The organism is Oceanicella actignis (assembly GCF_900111545.1).
GTDB classification, from domain to species: Bacteria; Pseudomonadota; Alphaproteobacteria; order Rhodobacterales; family Rhodobacteraceae; genus Oceanicella; species Oceanicella actignis.
This window is the reverse complement of the sequence record NZ_FOHL01000006.1, coordinates 69,841-90,955: the sequence shown is the minus strand read 5'-3', so window position 1 is coordinate 90,955 and position 21,115 is coordinate 69,841. Positions and strand designations below refer to the sequence as shown.

General features: G+C 73.8%; 16 protein-coding genes. 10 read left to right on the top strand and 6 right to left on the bottom strand.

The annotated features are described in order from the left end of the window. Positions 1 to 444 precede the first annotated feature (444 nt). From BMW67_RS10600 to prfB, 3 genes are all read left to right on the top strand, one after another. The gene (locus tag BMW67_RS10600; RefSeq protein ID WP_125459027.1) at positions 445 to 1,716 is read left to right on the top strand and encodes an N-acetylmuramoyl-L-alanine amidase family protein; all 1,272 of its coding nucleotides are present in this window, start codon (positions 445 to 447) and stop codon (positions 1,714 to 1,716) included. A gap of 82 nt (positions 1,717 to 1,798) precedes the next feature. Next, entirely contained in the window at positions 1,799 to 4,375 is a 2,577-nt protein-coding gene (locus BMW67_RS10595) for a penicillin-binding protein 1A (protein WP_072747628.1), read from the top strand. A gap of 103 nt (positions 4,376 to 4,478) precedes the next feature. Beyond that, positions 4,479 to 5,606 carry a peptide chain release factor 2 gene (prfB, locus tag BMW67_RS10590; RefSeq protein ID WP_072747545.1) on the top strand — a complete coding sequence of 376 codons (1,128 nt, stop codon included), beginning with the start codon at positions 4,479 to 4,481 and terminating at the stop codon, positions 5,604 to 5,606. 301 nt (positions 5,607 to 5,907) lie between these two features. On the opposite strand, the gene BMW67_RS10585 is transcribed toward prfB, so the two are convergent. The 4 genes from BMW67_RS10585 to bcp all read right to left on the bottom strand — a co-directional run bounded on the left by BMW67_RS10585 (position 5,908) and on the right by bcp (position 9,231). Further along, a complete protein-coding gene (locus BMW67_RS10585) occupies positions 5,908 to 6,372 on the bottom strand; it encodes a bactofilin family protein (protein WP_072747546.1) in 465 nt (154 codons plus the stop codon). Beyond that, complete coding sequence (locus tag BMW67_RS10580) at positions 6,362 to 7,726, bottom strand: DUF5930 domain-containing protein (RefSeq protein WP_083581341.1); 1,365 nt, start codon at positions 7,724 to 7,726, stop codon at positions 6,362 to 6,364. The genes BMW67_RS10585 and BMW67_RS10580 overlap by 11 nt, the downstream gene beginning before the upstream one ends. A 153-nt stretch (positions 7,727 to 7,879) precedes the next feature. Beyond that, positions 7,880 to 8,764, bottom strand: a complete 885-nt coding sequence (locus tag BMW67_RS10575; RefSeq protein WP_083581343.1) for a ferritin-like domain-containing protein — start codon at positions 8,762 to 8,764, stop codon at positions 7,880 to 7,882. Continuing rightward, positions 8,761 to 9,231, bottom strand: a complete 471-nt coding sequence (gene bcp / locus BMW67_RS10570; protein ID WP_072747547.1) for a thioredoxin-dependent thiol peroxidase — start codon at positions 9,229 to 9,231, stop codon at positions 8,761 to 8,763. Before bcp ends, BMW67_RS10575 begins: the two co-directional genes overlap by 4 nt. Positions 9,232 to 9,369: 138 nt before the next feature. Here bcp and BMW67_RS10565 point away from each other — a divergent pair, with 138 nt between their 5' ends. Continuing rightward, positions 9,370 to 13,107 (top strand): AsmA-like C-terminal region-containing protein, encoded by a 3,738-nt coding sequence (locus BMW67_RS10565; protein ID WP_125459028.1) that lies wholly within the window; start codon positions 9,370 to 9,372, stop codon positions 13,105 to 13,107. A gap of 496 nt (positions 13,108 to 13,603) precedes the next feature. On the opposite strand, the gene tyrS is transcribed toward BMW67_RS10565, so the two are convergent. Then, on the bottom strand, positions 13,604 to 14,857 hold the full coding sequence (gene tyrS, locus BMW67_RS10560; protein ID WP_072747549.1) for a tyrosine--tRNA ligase: 1,254 nt from the start codon (positions 14,855 to 14,857) through the stop codon (positions 13,604 to 13,606). A gap of 85 nt (positions 14,858 to 14,942) precedes the next feature. Between tyrS and BMW67_RS10555 the strand changes: the two genes are divergently transcribed. Beyond that, complete coding sequence (locus BMW67_RS10555) at positions 14,943 to 16,088, top strand: anhydro-N-acetylmuramic acid kinase (protein WP_072747550.1); 1,146 nt, start codon at positions 14,943 to 14,945, stop codon at positions 16,086 to 16,088. Positions 16,089 to 16,151: 63 nt separating this feature from the next. On the opposite strand, the gene BMW67_RS10550 is transcribed toward BMW67_RS10555, so the two are convergent. After that, positions 16,152 to 16,802, bottom strand: coding sequence for an alpha/beta hydrolase (locus BMW67_RS10550; protein WP_072747551.1), 651 nt, complete (start codon positions 16,800 to 16,802; stop codon positions 16,152 to 16,154). Between the two features lie 213 nt (positions 16,803 to 17,015). On the opposite strand from BMW67_RS10550, the gene BMW67_RS10545 reads away from it, so the two are divergent. The 5 genes from BMW67_RS10545 to BMW67_RS10525 all read left to right on the top strand — a co-directional run bounded on the left by BMW67_RS10545 (position 17,016) and on the right by BMW67_RS10525 (position 21,063). Next, complete coding sequence (locus tag BMW67_RS10545) at positions 17,016 to 17,528, top strand: Rrf2 family transcriptional regulator (protein ID WP_072747552.1); 513 nt, start codon at positions 17,016 to 17,018, stop codon at positions 17,526 to 17,528. Further along, positions 17,525 to 18,610, top strand: a complete 1,086-nt coding sequence (locus BMW67_RS10540) for a cysteine desulfurase family protein (protein WP_072747553.1) — start codon at positions 17,525 to 17,527, stop codon at positions 18,608 to 18,610. The genes BMW67_RS10545 and BMW67_RS10540 overlap by 4 nt, the downstream gene beginning before the upstream one ends. A 154-nt stretch (positions 18,611 to 18,764) precedes the next feature. Then, positions 18,765 to 20,300, top strand: a complete 1,536-nt coding sequence (gene sufB, locus BMW67_RS10535; protein WP_072747554.1) for a Fe-S cluster assembly protein SufB — start codon at positions 18,765 to 18,767, stop codon at positions 20,298 to 20,300. Further along, positions 20,297 to 20,746, top strand: coding sequence for a hypothetical protein (locus BMW67_RS10530; RefSeq protein WP_072747555.1), 450 nt, complete (start codon positions 20,297 to 20,299; stop codon positions 20,744 to 20,746). The genes sufB and BMW67_RS10530 overlap by 4 nt, the downstream gene beginning before the upstream one ends. Continuing rightward, positions 20,743 to 21,063 carry a heavy metal-binding domain-containing protein gene (locus BMW67_RS10525; RefSeq protein WP_072747556.1) on the top strand — a complete coding sequence of 107 codons (321 nt, stop codon included), beginning with the start codon at positions 20,743 to 20,745 and terminating at the stop codon, positions 21,061 to 21,063. Before BMW67_RS10530 ends, BMW67_RS10525 begins: the two co-directional genes overlap by 4 nt. Positions 21,064 to 21,115 lie beyond the last annotated feature (52 nt).

The following is a 21,115-nucleotide window of genomic DNA, read 5'->3' as shown; positions in this document are numbered from 1 at the left end:
GTGCGAGAGGAGCCGGCCGCCCGCAGCGCGGCGCGGCGCCGGCGGGGCGCTGGGCCCCGTCCTGCGCGGCGTGCATGTCCTGTCGTTCGGCTCGGGTCATCGCGTTCATCTCTCTTCGAGCCGCGCCGATTCGGCGTCGGCCCCGGTCGGGCGGGTCCCCGGTTCCTGCGCCGCCTGGGGCGGCTTCGGGCCGGGGCCATTCGAAACTCTGCAGCGCTTTTCGGTGGACCCCGGGCGGCTCCGTCCGCGGAGCTTCGGCGAGGTCTGGCCGCTTCATTCGAAAATTCGTCTTTCGCGCGCGCCGCCGATCGCCGCCGGAGGGCGGACGCGCGGACGGTTCGCGGCCCGAGCACCATAGCCTTGCCGCGAGGGGCTTGACAATTGGAATTGGCGCAAGGCCCCCCTATGCTGCGCGGGCGGGAAGCGGCCGCGATCGACGCGCGCATGCGGGAGGAAGGCTTGTCGGGCGAGGAGCGCCGGAAAGAACCGTCGCGCAACGGGCGCCATGGGCCGTGGGCGCGCCTTGCGGCCGGCCTTCTGTCGCTGGCCCTGCTGGGGGCGGCGACGGCGCCGCGCGCGCCGGCGGCCGGGCCGCAGTCGGTCGAGGTGCGCTCGGCGCGGCTGGAGGAGGGGCGCGCGGGCTTCGCGTTGCGGCTGGAGCTTGACCGCGTGGCGCCCTTTCGCGCCTACATGCTGGCCGATCCGCCGCGCGCCGTGCTCGAGTTTCCGCGCCTCGAATGGCGCGCGCCCCTTCCCGCCCCGCGCGCCGCGGGCGGGCTGGCGCGCGCGCTTTCGGCCGCGCCGGCGGGGGCGGGGGGCGCGCGGCTGACGGTGGCGCTGTCGCGCCCGGCGCGCATCGTCTCGGCCGGCTATCCCGAGGGCGGCGGCGGCTTCGAGCTGCTGCTGCGCGCGCTGCCCGGCGCGGCCCCCGCCCAGCCTGCCGACGCGCCGCCGCCCGCGCCCCGGCCCGCGCCGCCGCCGCTGGTGGTCATCGACCCCGGCCATGGCGGCGCCGATCCGGGCGCGGTGCGCGGGGATGTGCTGGAGAAGGACCTGGCGCTGGCCTTCGCGCGCGAGCTGCGCGACGCCCTGCGGCGCGACGGGCGCGTGCGCGTGGCCATGACGCGCGACGAGGACGTCTTTCTGGGCCTGCGCGAGCGCGTGCGCATCGCCGCCGCCGCGGGCGCGGCCGCCTTCGTCTCGATCCACGTCAACACGGTCGAGAGCGGCGACGCCTCGGGCGCCTCGGTGCACACCCTGTCAGAGAGCGCCTCGGACGAGGAGGCCGCCGCCCTGGCCGCCTTCGAGAACCGCGCCGACCTGCCCGGCGGCGACGAGCTCGAGGGCGAGGGCGACGACGTGGCGCGCGCGCTCATCGACCTGGCGCGCCGGCGCGCGCAGGCGCGCTCGCGCGAGCTGGCCGAGGCGCTCTTGCGCGGGCTGGGCCGCGCCGCCCCGATCCTGCCCGGGCGCGCCCACCGTTTCGCCGGATTCCGCGTGCTCAAATCGCCCAGCATGGCCTCGGCGCTGGTCGAGCTGGGCTTCATGTCGAACCCGGACGATCTGCGCAACCTGAGCGATCCCGCCTGGCGGCGGCGCGCGGCGCGGGCGATGGCGGCGGCGCTGGGCGACTGGGCCGAGCGGCGCGCCCGCGCCCCCGCCTTCGCGCCGCCGCCCGCCGAGGCCCGCGCGGCGGCGCCCGGGTATCGCCAATGAGGGCCGCAGGCGATATATGCGGTGCGCGGCGCGCGCGCGGATCGGCCGCGTCGCGCCCGATGACGGGAAAGACGCCGAACGCATGATCCGAATTCTGGCCACGCTCTTCAGCCTCGCCTCGATCGCCGGGATCGCCGGCCTCGGCGCATTCGCGGGGCTGATCTGGCATTTCTCGCGCGATCTGCCCGATCACGAGCAGCTGGCCGCCTATCAGCCCCCAACGCTCAGCCGCGTCTACGACAAGGACGGCCGGCTGATCGCCGAATACCTGACCGAGCGGCGCATCTTCGCCCCGATCGACGAGATCCCCGACATCGTCAAGCAGGCCTTCATCTCGGCCGAGGACAAGCACTTCTACGAGCATGCGGGCTTCGACCCCATCGGCATCCTCGCGGCGGTGCGCGACTATCTGGCGGGGGGACGGCTGCGCGGCGCCTCGACCATCACCCAGCAGGTGATGAAGAACTTCCTGCTGTCGAACGAGCGTTCGGGCGAGCGCAAGCTCAAGGAAATCATCCTCGCCGTGCGGCTCGAGCGGACGCTGAGCAAGGACCAGATCCTCGAGCTCTACCTGAACGAGATCTATCTGGGCGCGCGCGCCTATGGCGTGGCGGCCGCCGCCGACGCCTATTTCGGCAAGCCGCTCGAAGAGCTCACCATCGCCGAGGCCGCCTATCTGGCCGCGCTGCCCAAGGCGCCCAGCACGCTGCACCCCGTGCGCAACCGCGAGCGGGCCGTAGCGCGGCGCAACTACGTCATCGGCCAGATGCTCGAGAACGGCTACATCGACGAGGAGCAGGCCGAGGCCGCCATGCGGGCGCCGCTGCTGACCGTGCTGGACGGCGGGCTGCCCGACCGGCTGCCGCGCCCGCCCGCGCCCGACCATTTCACCGAAGAGGTGCGCCGCCAGCTGACGGCGGTCCTGGGCGAGGAAGAGGTCGCCTCGGGCGGCCTGACGGTGCGCGCGACGGTCGATCCCCAGATGCAGCGCGCGGCCGCGCGGGCGCTGCGGCGGCGGCTCGAAAGCTGGGATCGGGAGCGCGACGGCTGGCGCGGCCCCCTGGCGCGCCTGAGCGAAGAGCAGATGGCCGACGAGGCCGCCTGGCGCGCCGCCCTGGCCGAGCTGCGCGAGATCCCGCGCGACATCGAGGGCTGGCGCCCGGCCGTGGTGCTGGAGGTGGGCGCCAAGTCGGTGCGCATCGGCATCGAGGGCGTCGAAGAGGATGCGGACGGCCATTTCATCCCCTTCAGCGACATGAAATGGGCCCGCCCGCGCGGCAAGGACGGGCGACTGGGCGCCGCGCCGCGCCGGCCTTCGGACGTGCTTGCGCGCGGCGACGTGATCCTGACCGCCGATCTGCGCGACGAGAAGGGCGCCTTCCTGCGCTGGTCGCTGCGGCAGATCCCGCTGCTCGAGGGCGCCTTCATGGCCATGGACCCGCGCACGGGGCGGGTGCTGGCCATGCAGGGGGGCTTTTCCTACCAGACGAGCGTCTTCAACCGCGCCACCCAGGCCCGCCGCCAGCCCGGCTCGGCCTTCAAGCCCTTCGTCTACGCCGCGGCGCTGGACAATGGCTATACGCCCTCGACCGTCATCATGGACGCGCCGATCGTGGTCGACGACGGCACGGGCGAGCTTTGGAAGCCGCAGAACAGCTCGCGCAAGTTCTACGGCCCCTCGCCCATGCGGCTGGGGATCGAGCAGTCGCGCAACGTGATGACCGTGCGCCTGGCGCAGGATCTGGGCATGGACAAGGTGGCCGAATACGCCGAGCGCTTCGGCGTCTACGACTCGATGCCGCCCTTGCTCAGCTACGCGCTGGGCGCGGGCGAGACCACGCTTTACCGGCTGGTCGCCGCCTATGCCATGTTCGCCAATGGCGGGCTCCGGGTCGAGCCGACGCTGGTCGACCGCGTGCAGGACCGCCGCGGCGTCACCGTGCTGCGCCACGACCGGCGCGTGTGCGTGGGCTGCGACGCGCCCTGGCGGCCCGATCTGCCCGATCCGTGGCTCAAGGACCCCGCGCGCCGCGTCATGGACGGGGTCACGGCCTATCAGCTGACCTCCATGATGCAGGGCGTGACCACCCGCGGCACCGCGCGTCAGCTGGCGGCGCTGGGCTTTCCCGTGGCGGGCAAGACGGGCACCACCAACGACGCGCGCGACGCATGGTTCATCGGCTTCACGCCCAACCTCGTCGCCGGCTGCTTCATCGGCTACGACACGCCCCGGCCCATGGGCAAGGGCGCCTATGGCGGCACGCTTTGCGCGCCCGTCTTCCAGGAGTTCATGGAGGCGGCCATGCGCGATCGCCCGAAGCTGGACTTCAAGCCGCCCAGGGACGCCGTCCTGGTCAAGATCGACCGCCACACCGGCGTGCGCCTGCCCGACGAGGCCGAGGGCCCCGAGGTGGTGGTCGAGGCCTTCCGCCCCGATCAGGTCCCCCAGATCGGCGCCTTCACCGGCGGCGCGGTGGTGGGCGAGGGCGTGTTCGGCTTCACGCCGGACGGGGGCGATCTGCCCATGCGCGCCGAGGAGGATGCGCCCGCGCCGCCGCCCCCCGGCGCCCCCGGCTCCGCCGCGCCCGGCGCCGGGCAGGACGCGCGCCCGGCGCCGCCGCGCCCGGCCGCGGGCTTCGGCAGCGGCGGGCTCTACTGAACGGCGCCCCGCGCGCCCTTGCGGGGGCGCGCGTCGGCGGCTATCTCTCTGACCCTCGCGCGCGCGCTGGCGCGCGGCATCGATGATGGGAGCGGAACTTCAGATGCGGGCCGAAATCCAATCCGCCGTCGCGCAGATCGAGAAGTCGCTGGATCTGATCCGCCAGCGCCTGGGCTGGGAAACCGCCGAGCACCGGCTCGAGGAGCTGAACGCGCGCTCCGAGGACCCCGAGCTGTGGAACGATCCCGAAAAGGCCCAGAAGGTGATGCGCGAGCGCCAGACGCTGGCCGACGCCATCGACGCCTGCAAGGCCTTGATGCAGGAGCTGGACGACAACCGGGCGCTGATCGAGATGGGCGAGGCCGAGGGCGACGCCGAGGTGGTGGGCGAGGCCGAGCAGGCCCTTCTGGACCTGCGCGAGCGCGCCGCGCAGAAGGAGATCGAGGCGCTGCTGGACGGCGAGGCCGACGGCAACGACACCTTCCTTGAAATCAACGCCGGCGCCGGCGGCACCGAAAGCTGCGACTGGGCGGCGATGCTGGCGCGCATGTATGTGCGCTGGGCCGAGAAGCACGGCTACAAGGTCGAGCTGATCTCGGAAAACCCCGGCGAAGAGGCGGGCATCAAGTCGGCCACCTACAAGATCATCGGCCCCAACGCCTATGGCTGGCTGAAGTCGGAAAGCGGGGTGCACCGCCTGGTGCGCATCTCGCCCTATGACAGCGCCGCGCGGCGGCACACCTCGTTCTCGTCGGTGTGGGTCTATCCGGTGGTGGACGACAGCATCGAGATCGAGATCAAGCCCAACGAGATCCGCATCGACACCTACCGCTCGTCCGGCGCGGGCGGGCAGCACGTGAACACCACCGACTCGGCGGTGCGCATCACCCACCTGCCCACGGGCATCGTGGTGACCAGCTCGGAAAAGTCGCAGCACCAGAACCGCGCCAACGCCATGGCGGCGCTGAAGTCGCGCCTTTACGAGCTGGAGATGCGCAAGCGCACCCAAGCCATCCAGGAGCAGCACGACGCCAAGGGCGAGATCGGCTGGGGCAACCAGATCCGTTCCTACGTCCTGCAGCCCTACCAGATGGTGAAGGATCTGCGCACGGGCGTCGAGACCTCCGACACCCAGGGCGTGCTCGACGGCGATCTCGACCGCTTCATGGCCGCCGCCCTGGCCATGGAGGTCTCCGGCAAGTCGCGCGCCGAGGCCCAGGCCGAGGACTGAGCGCAAGGAACCGGGCGCAAGGAACCAGACCCAGGGAACCGGGCGCAGGACGCCCCCAAGCCGCCGCTCGGCCGGCCGAACCGGGGCGCGTGGCCGCGCGCCCCATCGCGGGCGCTGCGCCGGCCCGGCGTGGTCCTTGCGGCGCGGTGCGTCCTGTCCGACTCAAGGCGCTTGCCCGCCTCCTGTCGGCGCCAGGCCGGCGGAAACGCCGCGGAGAAATGCGAAAAGGGCGGGCCGGCCCTGCGGCCGCCCGCCCCCCAAGCGCGCCGGGCGCTCGGTCCCGGCAAGCCCTCTTCGGCCGTCAGCCCGCGGCGGGCTTGGCCTTGCCGCCGTCGCCCAGCGGGTCGTCCGAGCGCTGCACAGAGCCCTCGAAATGCGCGCCCGATTCGATGGCGATGGTCTTGTGAATGATGTCGCCCTCGACCTTGGCGGTCGAGGTCAGCCGCACCTTGAGCCCCCGCAGCCGGCCCACCACGCGGCCGTGCACGACCACGTCGTCGGCCACGACCTCGCCGCGGATGGTGGCGGTCTCGCCCACGGTCAGCAGATGGGCGTGGATGTCGCCCTCGACCGAGCCTTCCACCTGCACGTCGCCGGTGGTGGTCACGTTGCCCTTGATGGTCAGGTCCGAGGACAGCACCGAGGGCGCGGCCTTGGGCTTGGCCGGCGCGCCCGAGGGCGCGGGCGGGGCGGCCGGCGGCGCCTTGGGGGCGGCCTGGTCCTTCGCGGGCTCGATCGGGTCGGTGATCTTCGGCTTAGAAAACATTGCGCGCAGCCTCGATATATCTGAGCGGGTTGATCGGCCTTCCGCCATTGCGCACCTCGTAGTGGAGATGGACGCCGGTGCTTCGACCAGAGTTCCCCATATCGCCGATACGGTCGCCCTGCGCAACCCGCTCGCCCTTCTTGACGCGGATCTTGTCCAGATGCGCGTAGACGGTTTCGTAGCCGAAATCATGCCTGATCTTGACCACGCGGCCATAGCCGCGCTGCCAGCCGGCATAGGTCACCACCCCGTCGGCCGTGGCCAGGATGGGCGTGCCGCGGGCCGAGGCCACGTCCACGCCGTCATGCATGCGCCGGCGTCCGTTCTTGGGGTCGCGGCGGATGCCGAAGCCCGAGGTCAGGCGGTAGGACCCGCGCAGCGGCGCCGCCAGGGGCAGGCGCGCGGCCGCCACCTGCATCAGGTTGAGCCGCTCGAGCCCGGTGATGAGCGAGGTCACCCGCGCCGCGTCCGAGCCGGCCTCGGCGTCCAGCGAAGCCGGCTCGACGGGGATGAACGGGCCGCCCGCGCCCGAATACTCGGCGCGAACGCGGCCGATCAGCTTTTCCACATCCATGCCCGCGCGCGCGAAGATCCGCTCGAGCGAGCCGAGCCCGATCTGCATCGCATCCTCAAGCTGGGCATACATGCGCGCGCGCCGCGCCTCGTCCTCGCGCATGCGGTTTTCGAGCGCGGCCAGCTTCTCGGCCGCCTCGGCGGCGCGGCGCTCGGCGGCGTCGCGCTCGGCCACGGCCGAATCCAGCGCCTCGGCGACGGCGGCGACGGTCGCGCCCCAGTCCTCGGCCGCGTCGTCCAGACCTGCCAGCCGGCGGCGCGCCTGGTCCAGCCCCCGGCGCAGCGCCTCGGCCGAGCGGCGGGCCGCCTCGCGCTCGGCGACCGCCTGGCGCAGACGCTCGCGCAGGGCGGCGGCCTCGGCCTGGGCGGCGGCGCGGTCGGCGCGCGCGGCGATCACCGCGCCGCGCTCGGAATCGAGCGCCGCATCCAGCGCCGCCACGCGCTCGCGCAGGCGGCTCATGGCGTCCTGGGCCGCCTCGGCGCGCGCGACCTCGCGCGCCAGGCGCCGCTCGTAGCCCGCGCGCAGCGCCGCGACCGCCTCGCCCTGCGCCGCGCGCTCGGCGTAAAGCGTCGCCAGCGAGACCGTGGCGAAGGCCGTCCAGCAGGTCAGCGCCGCGCCGAGCGCCGCCGCGGCGATCTGCGCGCGCCGCGACAGGCGCAGATAGCGCATGCGCTCTCCGCTGCGGATGAAGATGCGCTTCTCGGCGAAAAGGCCGGCGCCGGCGCGCCCCGCCGGATGTTCGGGCGACGAGCCGCCGGCGTGATTCCCGTCTTGAGCCATCGTCCGGGTCCCTCGGCTTGCGCGGCCGTCGCGCGTGGGGAAGGGCGCGCGGGGGGCCGCATTTTTTGTTCTTGTGTTGTCGAAATGCATCGATAGCGAAGCTTGACCCGGCGATCAACGCAAATCGCGCCCGCGCACGCGGCGATCGTCGCGTCAATCGGTCTCGGCCGTCCCGTCCGCCTGCGCAAGCTCTTCGGCCAGAGGCCAGTAGAAATCGGGCGGCAGGCCGGCCTCGGCGCGCTTTTCCTCGTTGAAGGGAGGCTTGAGCGCGCCGCGGAAATGCTTGCGCACCAGGGCGTGGAAGGCGTCGCGCGGGTCGAGGTCATGGCGCCCGCAAAGAAAGTTGAACCACTTGGCGCCGTAGGCGACGTGGCTGACCTCGTCGGCGTAGATGATCTCGAGCGCGGCCACGGTCTCGGCGTCGCCGGCCTTGCGGAAGAGCTCGATCATGCCGGGCGTCACGTCCAGCCCGCGCGCCTCGAGCACCATGGGCGCGACGGCCAGGCGCGCCATCAGGTCATGCGCGGTGTCCGAGGCGGCGCGCCACATGCCCGCATGGGCGGGCAGGGCGCCGTAGAAGCTGCCCATCGCCTCGAGCCGGTCGGCCAGCAGGTTGAAGTGCCTGGCCTCGTCATCCGCGGCGCGCACCCAGTCGTCGTAAAAGCCCGGCGGCATGGGGATGTGGGCGAAGCGCGCGATGACGTCCCAGTGCAGATCGACGGCGTTGAGCTCGATATGCGCCACCGCATGCAGCAGCGCCGCGCGCCCGGCCTGCGTGCCGCCGCGGCGGCGGGGCATCTCGCGCGGGGGGCGCAGCTCGGGGCGCGCGGGTCGGGCGGGGAAGTCGGGCGGATCGGCGCGCCCGACCGGCATGGGCGCGCCGGCCTCGCGCCCGGCCAGCCAGGCGGCGGCGGCGCGGCGGGCCAGCGCGGCCTTGGCGCGCGCGTCGCCCTCGCGCAGCACCGCCTCGGCGCAGGCGGCCAGGGTCGGCGGCAGCGCCGGGGGCTGTGCGGCGGAGGGGGCGTCGGACCCGCTCATTGCGCCTTGACCGCGTCCAGCACCGCCTGCGCGTGGCCCGGAACCTTGACCTTGCGCCAGATGCGGGCGATGCGGCCCTCGGGGTCGATCAGGAAGGTGGCGCGCTCGATGCCCATGTACTTGCGGCCATACATGCTTTTCTCGACCCACACGCCGTAGCGCGCGCAGGTCTCGCCCTGTTCGTCCGACAGCAGCGTGACGCCGAGCCCGTGCTTGGCGGCGAATTTCTCGTGCTTCGAGACCGGATCGCGCGACACGCCCAGAACGACGGCGCCGGCGGCTTCGAATTCGGGCAGCAGGGCGGTGAACTCCTGCGCCTCGCGGGTGCAGCCGGAGGTGTCGTCCTTGGGGTAGAAGTAGAGCACGACCTTGCGTCCGCGCAGATCGCGCAGCGACGTTTCGCCGCCGCCGGCCTTGGGCAGGGTGAAATCCGGCGCGGGGGCGCCGACCTCGAGCGGTTCGTTCATCCTTCGACTTCTCCTTGACGGGCGGGGGCCCTAGAGTGGAACAGCATTGCTGGTTCCGCGGGCGAGGAAGACAGCCGCAGCCGCCCGCGTCAAGCGCGCGGCGCCCTTCGTCCGCGGCGCGGCGAAAGATGGAGGCCGATGCACCCGCATCACCGCAAACGAATGGCGCGGGCGCGCCGCGCGGGGCCGCCGCGGCGCTCTGCGGTGCGCGCGGCGCTGGCGCGGCTTGTCGGCCTGGCGGTCAGCCTGACCATGCTGGCGGCGCTGGTCGGCGCGGCGGGGTATCTGCGCCTGCGCCAGGGGCCTGCGCCGCTGGATGCGCTGCTGGCGCCGGCGATCGAGGCGCTGAACCAGTCGTCCAACGCGCTGTTCGAGGCGGACGGCGCCGAATTCGCCCTTGGCGCGGCCGAGGGCATGGGCGGGCTGCGCCTGCGCGGCGTGCGGATGCGCGACGCGGACGGGCGCGTGGTGGCGCGGCTGCCGGCGCTGACCATGCGCGTGCGCCTGCCGGACCTGGTCATGGGGCGGCTGAGGCCGACGGCGATCCTGGCCGAGGGGCTGGATCTGCGGCTCGAGCGCGGCCGCGACGGGCGGCTCGACATCGCGCTGGGCGCCGCCGAGGAGGATGCGGCGGGCGACGAGCTTCTGGACCTGCTTCTGCCCGACGCCGAGGGGCCGACCGGAGCCTTGCGGGTGATCGAGGGGCGCGGCCTGCGTCTGCGCTACGTCGATCGCGCCGCGGGGGCGAACCTGACGGCGCGCAACGCGCGGCTGACGCTGCGGCGGGTCGCCGGGGGCGTGTCGGCCGCGCTTGCCGCCGAGCTGCCGCTGCCCGGCGGCGCGCCCGCGCGGCTGACCGCGACGGCGCGGCGCATGGATGCCGACGGCTTCGTCGAGGCGCGGCTGCGGCTGACCGGGGTGCGTCTTGACGCGCTGAGCGCGCGCGCGCCGGCGCTTGCGGGGCTGGGACTGGAGGGCTCGGCCGCGATCGAGGCGCGCGCGCGCCTCGCCCCGGGGCTGCGTTTGGTCTCGCTCGAGGGCGCGGCGCGTCTCGAGCCGCAGGGCGCGCCGTTGTCCGCGCCCGCTCCGGCGCTCTCCGAGGCCCTGGCGCGCTTCGCCTATGATGCCTCGTCCGACCGCGTGACCTTGCGCGAGGCCAGTCTGAGCGGCGATGTCGGCGCGCTGAAGCTGGCGGGGCGCGCCGATCTGACGCGCGATCCCGAGGGGCGCATCGCGGGGGCGCGGCTTGCGCTGCGGCTGCTCGAGCGCGGGGCGCTGGGCGCGGGGCTGGGATTCGCCGCGCCGCGCCCGCTGGAAGGGGCCGAGTTTCGCGGCGCGCTCGACCTGTCCGACCCGTCCGCCGGCTGGGTGCTGCGCGAAGGGCGCTTCGCCCTGACGCTGGCCGGCGCGCGCATCGAGGGCCGGGTCGAGGGGCGCCTGGCCGAGGCGGGCCTTGCGGGCGCGCTGCACGCGACGCTCGGGCCCATGCCGGTCGCGGCGCTGGCGCCCAACTGGCCGCTGGGCGCGGCCCCCGGGGCGCGGGCATGGGTCGCGCGCAGTCTGAGCGGCGGCAGGGTGGACGGCGCCCAGCTTTTCGCCCGCCGCGGCCCCGACGACGTCGAGGCGGCGCTTGACTTCGCCTTCTCGGGCGTGTCGGCGCGCGTGCTCGACGGCATGCCCCCGATACGCGAGGGCGCCGGGCGCGGGCGCCTTGCGGGCGGGCGCTTCGAGATCGGCATCGATCGCGGCTGGACGGCGCCGCCGGGCGGCGGGCGCATCGACCTGGCCGGATCGTCCTTCGCCATCGAGGACCTGTCCCGCTCGCCCGAGATCGGCCGCCCGGACATCCGCGCGCGCGGGGCCGTCGCCGACATGCTGGCGCTGATCGACCAGCCGCCGCTTGGGCTCGTGCGCCGGCTGGGCGCCGATCTGGGGCCGGTGCGGGGCGTCGCCGATGTGCGCGCGCGGCTGCGCGTGCCGCTTCTGGCCGATCTGTCGATCGAGCGCGTGGGCGTTCAGGTCGAGGCGGCGCTGCGCGGGCTGGCGCTGCGCGATCCGGCGCTGGGCCTGCAGGTGCGGGCCGAGACGGCGACGCTCAGGGCCGATGACGACGGGCTGAGCCTGAGCGGCGACGCGATGATCGAAGGCGCGCCGGTGCGTCTGCGCTGGGACGAGAGCTTTTCGCCGCCGGATGGGGGGGCGGGCACGCGGCTGCGCGCCTCGGCGGCGGTGGACGGCGCGCTGCTGCGTCGGCTGGGGGTCGAGGCGGCGCGCATCGAGGCGGGAGCGGCCGCGGTCAGCCTTGATGCGCGCATCGGGCGCGGCGGCGAAGCGCGGCTCGATGCGCGGCTGGAGGAGGCGGCGCTGTCGATCCCGGCGCTTGGCTGGTCGAAGCCCGCCGGCGCGCCCGGAACGCTGTCGGCCGAGGCGGCGATCGCGCCCGGCGGGGCGGCGCGCATCACCGCGCTGCGCCTTCGCGCACCGGGGCTCGAGGCCGAGGGGCGGGGCCAGGTCTCGGCCGGCGGGGCGCTGACGCGGCTGCGGCTGTCGCGGCTGAAGATCGACGGGGCGGCCGATCTGGCGGTCGAGCTGTCGCAGGACGACGCGCGCGCGCGCACGCTGCGGCTGAGCGGCGCCTTGCTGGATCTGCGCCGCCTCAAGGCGATGTCCGAGGGCGCCGCGCCCCGGGACGCGGGCTCGTCGGGCGCCTCGGGGGGCGCCGCGGGGGCCGCCTCGGAGGGCGCCTCGGGGGCCGTGCCGACCCGCGTCTCGCTTGCGCTCGAGCGGCTGATCCTGGCCGAAGGCGCCGCGCTGCACGAGGCCCGCGGATCGGCCGAGATCACGCCCGGCCGCGTCCTCGCCGAGGTGAGCGGGCGCGTGAACGGCGGCCCCGAGGCGACGGCGCGCTGGAGCGACGACGGCCAGGGCGGGCGGCTGCGGGTGCGGGCCGAGGATGCCGGCGCGACGCTGCGCGCGCTCGATCTGTTCCCCTCGGGCGAGGGCGGCGCGCTGACGCTGACCGCGCGCCCGGCCGCGCAGGGCGGCGCCCAGGGGGCGGATCTGACCGGGCGGCTGGTCGTGCGCGGAATGCGCGTGAAAAGCGACACGGCGTTGACGCGGCTCTTGCGCTCGGCGTCGCTGTTCGGCGTGATCGAGGACATGGGCGGCGGCGGCCTTCTGTTCACCACCATCGACGCGCCCTTCCGCCTGCATGGCGACGTGATCGAGATCGAGAACGCCCGCGCCCAGGGCCCCAGCCTTGGGCTGACGCTGGGCGGCGTCTACAACCTGCGCGACGGGCGCATCGCCATGGACGGGGTGTTGACCCCCGCCTACGCCGTCAACGGGGCGCTGGCCCAGCTGCCGGTTCTGGGCGCGCTGTTCGGCGGCAAGGGCGAGGGGCTGATCGGCGTGACCTTCGCCATCGCCGGCCCGCGCGAGGATCCCGAGGTGTCGGTCAACCCGCTGTCCGCGCTGGCGCCGGGGGTGCTGCGCAAGCTGATCGCCCCGCGCCGCGGCGTGCCAGAGGATGTGGCCAGCCCCGACGAGGGCGGCCTGGCCCGTAGCGGGCCGGATGCGGGCCCCGCGCAGCCCGAAGGCGCAGATGCGGCTGCGGCGGGGCCGGGCGCGGATGCGCAGTCCTCCGCCCCGAGCGGCGATGGCCCCGCAGCCGCGTCGGCGGGGCCGGGCGGGTCGGGCGGGGCAAGCGAGCCGCAAGCCGCCCCGCCGCCCGACCGGGCCGGGGCCGGGAGCGGCGCGGCGGCGGGCGACGCCGATGCGCCCGGCGACGGGGCCGCGGGCGCTCGTCCGCCCGGTGCGCCTCCGGCGCGTCGTGGCGGGTTCTCGGTCTGGGATGACGAGCGCATCGAACGCTGAGACGCGACATGCCGCAGGGCGCCCGACCGGCGTCGAGCGGCTTGGGCGCCGCGGTGGGGTCTCGGTCCGGGATGACGAGCGCATCGAGCGCTGAGGCGCGACACGCCGCAGGGCGCTCGACCGGCGTCGAGCGGCTTGGACGCCGCGGTGGGGTCTCGGTCCGGGATGACGAGCGCATCGAACGCTGAGGCGCGACATGCCGCAGGCCGCCGGACCGGCGCCGAGCGGCTCGGTCGCCGCGGCGGCTACGCTCGGTCCGCTTCGCCTTGCCTGCAGCGCCCGGTGCGTGTCGGCCTCGCGCGCCGCCTTGCCCCTGCGCGCGGTGCATGTCCGTGCGGGCATGGCCTTGCCCGTGCGCCCGGTGCGTGTCGGCGCGCGCGTGGACTTGCCCGTGCGCGCGGCCCTTGTCGGGGCCCGGCGGCGAGGGCGGCCCGCGACGGGCGCAGGGGCCGGTCGGCCGCGCCCGCCGCCGCGATCGCCGGCGCGGCGGGCGGCCTCAGGCCAGGCGGGCCAGGGCGTGGCGCTTCTTGCCGGCCGACAGCTTGAGCGGTCCGTCGGCGAAGTCGGCGGCGTCGATCATCCGGCCCGGGTCGCTTTCGGGGCGGTCGTTGATGCGCGCGCCGCCCTCCTTGAACAGCCGCCGCGCCTCCTTGCCCGAGGCCGCCAGCCCCGCGCGCACGAAAAGCTGCGCCGCGCTCAGGCCGCCGGCCAGCTCGTCGGCGCCGAGGGCGACGCTGGGCAGGTCTTCGCCCGCGCCGCCGCGCTCGAACACCTCGCGCGCCGTCGCCTCGGCGGCGGCGGCCGCTTCGGGGCCGTGCGCCAGGGCGGTGACCTCGTTGGCCAGCCGGATCTTGGCCTCGTTGATCTCGGCGCCCTGCAGCGCGCCCAGCCGCGCGCATTCCTCGAGCGGCAGCTCGGTGTAGAGCTTGAGGAAGCGCTCGACATCCGCGTCGGCGGTGTTGCGCCAGAACTGCCAGAACTCGTAGGGCGAGCGCATGTCGGCGTTCAGCCACACCGCGCCGTCCTGCGTCTTGCCCATCTTCTTGCCGTCGGCCGTGGTCAGCAGCGGCGAGGTCAGGCCGAACACCTCCTGCCGGCGCATGCGGCGCGTCAGGTCGATGCCGTTGACGATGTTGCCCCACTGGTCCGACCCGCCCATCTGCAGCCGGCAGCCGTAGCGGGCGTTCAGCTCCATGAAGTCGTAGGCCTGCAGGATCATGTAGTTGAATTCGAGAAAGCTCAGCGACTGCTCGCGCTCGAGGCGCTGCTTGACGCTTTCGAAGCTGAGCATGCGCCCGACCGAGAAGTGCCGCCCCACCTCGCGCAGGAAGCGCAGGTAGTTCAGATCGTCGAGCCACTCGGCGTTGTCGAGCATGAGCGCGCCCGTCGGCGCGTCCGAGAACTCGACGTAGTTGGCGAAGACGCGGCGGATGCCCGCGATGTTGGCGGCGATCTGCTCCTCGGACAGCAGCGCGCGCTCTTCGGCGCGGAACGAGGGGTCGCCCACCTTCGAGGTGCCGCCGCCCATCAGGACGAGCGGCTTGTGGCCGGTCTTCTGCAGCCAGCGCAGCATCATGATCTGGATCAGCGAGCCCACATGCAGCGAGGGCGCCGTCGCGTCGAAGCCGATATAGCCCGGCACCACGCCCGCAAGCAGCGCCTCGTCCAGGCCCTGCAGGTCCGTGCAGTCCTGCAGGAAGCCGCGCGTCTGCATGACGTGAAGGAAGTCAGACTTGGGCGTGTAGGTCATGGTCCTGTTCCGTCGCTTTGGCTAACCTCTGGCCGGTCGGCCCGCGATGTATGCACCGGCCGCGCGAGGAAGGAAAGAGCAGCGCATGAACGAAGCGGCGCATGGCCCGGTATGGGCTCTCGGGCTGATGAGCGGCACCTCGCTGGACGGGATCGACGCGGCTCTGGTGCTGACCGACGGCGAGACCCCGCGCGCCTTCGGCCCCAGCCTGGCGGCGCCCTACGGGCCCGGCGACGCGCCGGCGCTCAGGCGCGTTCACGCCGACTGGCGCCCGTTCCGCCCGCCGCGCGGCCCCGCCGAGGCGGCGGCATTGGCCGCGGCCGAGGACGAGGTGCTGACGTTGCACGCGCGCGCGGCGCGGCGGCTTCTGGCGGCGCCGGGCGCGCCGCCGGCCGCGATCGTCGGCTTTCACGGGCAGACGGTGGCGCATGCGCCCGATCAGGGCTGGACCTGGCAGCTGGGCGACGGCGCGGCGCTGGCGCGGGCGCTGGGCGTGCCGGTGGCGTGGGATTTCCGCTCGGCGGACATGCGGGCGGGCGGGCAGGGGGCGCCGCTGGCGCCGTTCTTTCACTTCGCGCTGGCGCGGATGATCGGCGCCGACGCGCCGCTGGCGTTTCTGAACCTGGGCGGGGTGGGGAACGTGACCTGGGTCGATCCCGCGGCCCCGGCGCCCGAGGCGCCCGGCGCCCTGGTCGCCTTCGACACCGGGCCGGGCAATGCGCTGATCGACGACTGGATGCGCGCGCGCGCCGGCGCGCCGTGCGATGCGAACGGCGCGGCGGCGTCCGCCGGGCGCGTGCGCGCGCGTCTGGCGCGGCTTGGCGGCGTCGCCGCGTGGCTCGAGCGTCCGCCGCCCAAATCCCTCGACCGCAACGATTTCGCGCCGGCGATGGCGGCGGTCGCGGGGATGAGCGTCGAGGACGGCGCGGCCACGCTGACGGCGCTGACGGCCGATTGCGTCGCGGCGGCGGCAAGCCGCCTGCCGGCGGCCCCGGCGCGCTGGCTGATCTGCGGAGGCGGGCGGCGCAACGCGGCGCTGATGGCGATGCTGGTCGAGCGGCTCGACGCCCCGGTCGAGCCGGTCGAGGCGGCGGGGCTGGACGGCGACATGCTCGAGGCGCAGGCCTTCGCGCATCTGGCGGTGCGCGCGCTGCGCGGCCTGCCGCTGTCGGCGCCGGGCGCGACGGGCTGCCGCGCGCCCACGAGGGGCGGCCGCGTCAGCCCGCCCTGAGCGCGCGGCGCGCCGCGGCCCCGCCCGCGCGGCCCTGCGCCGGGCGGCGGCGGGAGCGGCCGATCAGATGGCGTCGGCCAGCATGCGCGCGCGCACGTAGTCCTCGACCTGGGCGATCATGTCGTCCAGCTCCTTCTCGAAGAAGTGGCCCGCGCCGGGGATGACCTTGTGCGTGATCTCGATGCCGCGCTGGGTCTTGAGCTTGTCCACCAGCTTCTGCACGTCGTCCTTCGGAGCGATGCGGTCGGCCTCGCCGTTGATGATCAGGCCCGAGGCCGGGCAGGGGGCGAGGAAGCTGAAGTCATACATGTTCGCCGGCGGCGCGACCGAGACGAATCCCGTGATCTCGGGGCGGCGCATGAGCAGCTGCATCCCGATCCACGCGCCGAACGAGAACCCCGCCACCCAGGTCGTGCGCGCGCCCGGGTTCATCGCCTGCAGATAGTCCAGCGCCGAAGCGGCGTCCGACAGCTCGCCCACGCCCTGGTCATACTCGCCCTGGCTGCGGCCGACCCCGCGGAAATTGAACCGCAGCACCGAGAAGCCCAGACGGTGAAAGGCGTAGTGCAGATTGTAGACGACCTTGTTGTTCATCGTCCCCCCGTATTGGGGGTGGGGGTGAAGGATCAGCGCGATCGGCGCGTCCTTCTCCTTCTGCGGGTGATAGCGTCCCTCCAGCCGGCCTTCGGGGCCGGGAAAAATCACCTCGGGCATGCCTTTTCCTCATCCTTTGGGGCCGGCGGCGGCGAATGCGCGCGCCGATGCTTGACTGTTTGACTAGGAAAACCTAGAAACATTCCAGAATCGAGCGCGGCCGCCACGCCGTGCGCGGCCTGGATCGACCGACAGGAGGTAGTCGGCGCGGGCCGCGCCGTCAATGGCCGCGGCGTCGCGTGCGCCTGCGCGCCCCTCGGAAAGGACACGGCCATGAAGCTCAGCACCAAGGGACGCTACGCCGTGACCGCGCTGGCCGACATCGCGCTGCAGGGCGCCGAGCCGGGCGGGGACGAGGCGCGGCTGGTCTCGCTGGCCGAGATCGCCGAGCGGCAGGACATCTCGCTGGCCTATCTCGAGCAGCTCTTCGCGCGCCTGCGCCGGGCGGGGCTGGTCGAGTCGATGCGCGGCCCGGGCGGCGGCTACCGGCTGGCGCGGCCCGCGGCGCAGATCAACATCGCGCAGATCATGGCGGCGGTGGACGAGCGCCTCAACGCCATGGGCTGCGACAAGAAGCCGGGGCAGGGCTGCGGGGGCTCGAAGGCGGGTTGCCTCACGCATAACCTGTGGGAGCAGCTCTCGGCCCATGTGCATGTGTTCCTGGCGCGCATGACGCTGGCCGACGTGGTGGCCGACCGGCTGGCGCCGTGCCCGGCGGTGCCGGATTTCGCCGCGCTGATCGAGGACGACGCCGAGGATTCCGCCGCGGCGGCGAACGCGCCATGAGCGCCCCGCGCGTCTATCTGGACTGGAACGCCAGCGCCCCGCTGCGCCCCGAGGCGCGCGCGGCCATGCTGGCGGCGCTTGATCTGGTCGGCAACCCGTCCTCGGTCCATGCCGAGGGCCGCGCCGCCCGCGCCGCGATCGAGCGCGCGCGCCGCCAGGTCGCCGCGCTGGCGGGCTGCGCGCCCGAAGAGGTGGTCTTCACCTCGGGCGCCACCGAGGCGGCGCGGATCATGCTGCGCGGGCGCCGCGCGCTGGCCTTCGCCGATGTCGAGCACGATTCGGTCCATGCCGAGGCCGTCGCCTGCGCCGCGCCGGCGCGGCTGGGGGTCGAGGCGGGCGGGCGCGTGCGTCTTGAAGATGCGCCCGAGGGCGCGCCCGCGACGCTTCAGCTGGCCAATTCCGAGACCGGCGTGATGCAGCCGGCCGCGCGCCGCGCACCCCTTCTTCTGTGCGACGCCACCCAGGCGGCGGGCAAGACGGCGCTGGATTTCGCGGCCATGGGCGCGCGGGCGCTCATGCTGTCGGCGCACAAGATCGGTGGGCCCAAGGGCGTGGGCGCGCTGATCGTGCGCGCGGGCGCCGGGGTCGATTTCGGCCCCGCCGGCGGCGGGCAGGAGCTGCGCCGCCGGCCGGGCACCGAGAACGTGCCCGGCATCGCCGGCTTCGGCGCCGCGGCCGAGGCGGCGCTGCGCGATCTGGAGGCGGGCGTCTGGGCGCGGGTCGAAAGGCTGCGCGACATGATCGAGGAGCGGCTCGAAAAGGCTTCTCCCGAAACCATCTTCCCCGGCAGGGGGTCGCCGCGCCTGCCCAACACGACCTGCGCCGTCACGCCGGGCTGGAAGGGCGAGACGCAGGTGATGCAGCTGGATCTCGCCGGCTTCGCGGTCAGCGCCGGCTCGGCCTGCGCCTCGGGCAAGACGGCGCCCAGCCGCGCGCTGGCGGCGATGGGGCTGGCGCCCGAACTGGCGCGCTGCGCGCTGCGGGTCTCGCTGGGCCCGGACACGCGCGAGGACGAGGCGCTGGCCTTCGCCGAGGCCTGGGCCGAGCTGCGCCGGCGCCGCCGGAGCGCCTCGGCGGCCTGAACGGCCCGCGCGGGCGCCGAGGGGCCCGGACGGGGGATCCGGACGGGGGATGAGGAACGAACGGGGGCGCGCCCCCATGCGGCCCGCGGGGGCCGCGCAGCAGGACAGGACGCCGGCCGGCCTTGCGCCCCGGCGAAACGCAATGGAGACGAGGATGGCCGCTTTGGACGAGACGAAGGTCAAGGAAGGCGTCGAGAAGGAGACCGTCGAGGCGGTCCGCTCGATCGGCGAGCGCTACAAATACGGCTTCGAGAGCAAGGTCGAGACGGAATACGCGCCCAAGGGCCTGAACGAGGACATCGTGCGCCTGATCTCGGCCAAGAAGAACGAGCCCGAATGGCTGCTCGAATGGCGCCTGAACGCCTTCCGCCGCTGGCAGGGCATGGAGCCGCCGCGCTGGGCGATGCTCGAGCATCCGCCCATCGACTTCCAGGAGCAGTATTACTACGCCCAGCCCAAGAGCATGGCCAAGAAGCCTAAGTCGCTGGACGAGGTGGATCCCGAGCTTCTGCGCACCTACGAGAAGCTGGGCATCCCGCTGCGCGAGCAGATGATCCTGGCCGGCGTCGAGGGCGCCGAGGCGGCGCCGGCCGACGCGCGCGCCGACGCGCGCAAGGTGGCGGTGGACGCGGTGTTCGACTCGGTCTCGGTCGGCACCACCTTCAAGGAAGAGCTGGCGCGCGCCGGCGTCATCTTCTGCTCGATCTCGGAAGCGGTGCAGGAGCATCCCGAGCTGGTGCGCAAGTATCTGGGCTCGGTGGTGCCGGCCACGGACAACTTCTACGCCACGCTCAACTCGGCCGTGTTCTCGGACGGCTCGTTCGTCTACGTGCCGCCGGGCGTGCGCTGCCCGATGGAGCTGAGCACCTATTTCCGCATCAACGCCGAGAACACCGGTCAGTTCGAGCGCACGCTGATCATCGCCGACAAGGGTTCCTACGTCAGCTATCTCGAGGGCTGCACCGCGCCCATGCGCGACACCAACCAGCTGCACGCCGCGGTGGTCGAGCTGGTGGCGCTGGACGACGCCGAGATCAAGTATTCGACGGTGCAGAACTGGTATCCGGGCGACGAGAACGGCAAGGGCGGCATCTACAACTTCGTCACCAAGCGCGCCGACTGCCGCGGCGCGCGCTCGAAGGTGATGTGGACGCAGGTCGAGACGGGCTCGGCCATCACCTGGAAGTATCCGTCGTGCATCCTGCGCGGCGAGGGCAGCCAGGGCGAGTTCTACTCGATCGCCATCGCCAACAACATGCAGCAGGCCGACACCGGCACGAAGATGATCCATCTGGGGCGCAACACGCGCAGCCGCATCGTCTCGAAGGGCATCAGCGCGGGCCGGGCGCAGAACACCTATCGCGGACTGGTCTCGATCCATCCCAAGGCGTCGGGCAGCCGAAACTACACCCAGTGCGACAGCCTGCTGATCGGCGACAAGTGCGGCGCCCACACCGTGCCCTACATCGAGTGCAAGAACAGCTCATCGAGGGTCGAGCACGAGGCGACCGCCTCGAAGGTGGACGAGGATCAGCTGTTCTACTGCCGCCAGCGCGGCATGACCGAGGAAGAGGCCGTGGCGCTCGTGGTCAACGGCTTCTGCCGCGAGGTGCTGCAGGCCCTGCCCATGGAATTCGCCATGGAGGCGCAAAGCCTGGTGGCGATCTCGCTCGAAGGGTCGGTCGGGTGACGCCGCGCCGCCTGCGCCAGATGCTCGAGGGGGCCGCCTGCGTGCTGGCCCCCGTCCTGGCGGCCCAGGGGGCGGCCACGCTGTCGGCGCGCGCCGGGGGCGGTCTGGTCTCGCAGGCGGCGATCTTTCTGGTGGTGGCGCAGGGCACCTGGGCGCTGACCCTGTCGGGATTCATGGCGCGCTGGGCGCCGGACCCGCGCCAGGGGCGGCGCGCCGCGGCGCGCTTCCTGTCGGGCGGGGCGCGGGCATGGGCCATGGCCGCCTTCGCGCTGATGCTGGCGGCGGCGGCGGCGGGGCTTTTCGGCGGCGGCTTCGCCACGGGCGTCGGGCGCGCCGCGCTGGGCGCGGCGGCGCTGTCGGGCATGGCGCTGGTGGGCATCCTGCTCAACCTGGCCGAAGGGGACGAGGAGCGGCGTCAGGCCGACGAGACGGAGCGAGAGGCATGATCGTGACCACAACCCACGCCGTCGAGGGCGCGCGCATCACGGCCTATCGCGGCATCGTGACGGGCGAGGCGATCATGGGCGCGAACGTGCTGCGCGACTTCTTCGCCTCGATCACCGACATCGTGGGCGGCCGCTCGGGCGCCTATGAAGGCAAGCTGGCCGACGCGCGCGAGACGGCGCTGCGCGAGATGACCGAGCGCGCCGCCGCGCTGGGCGCCGACGCGGTGGTGGGCGTCGATCTGGACTACGAGGTTTTGGGCGAGTCGATGCTGATGGTGTCGGCTTCGGGCACGGCGGTTTCGCTGTCGCGCCCCTGACGCCCGCGGAACATGGCCGCCAGGCGGCCGACGAAACGGAAAGAAGGAAATC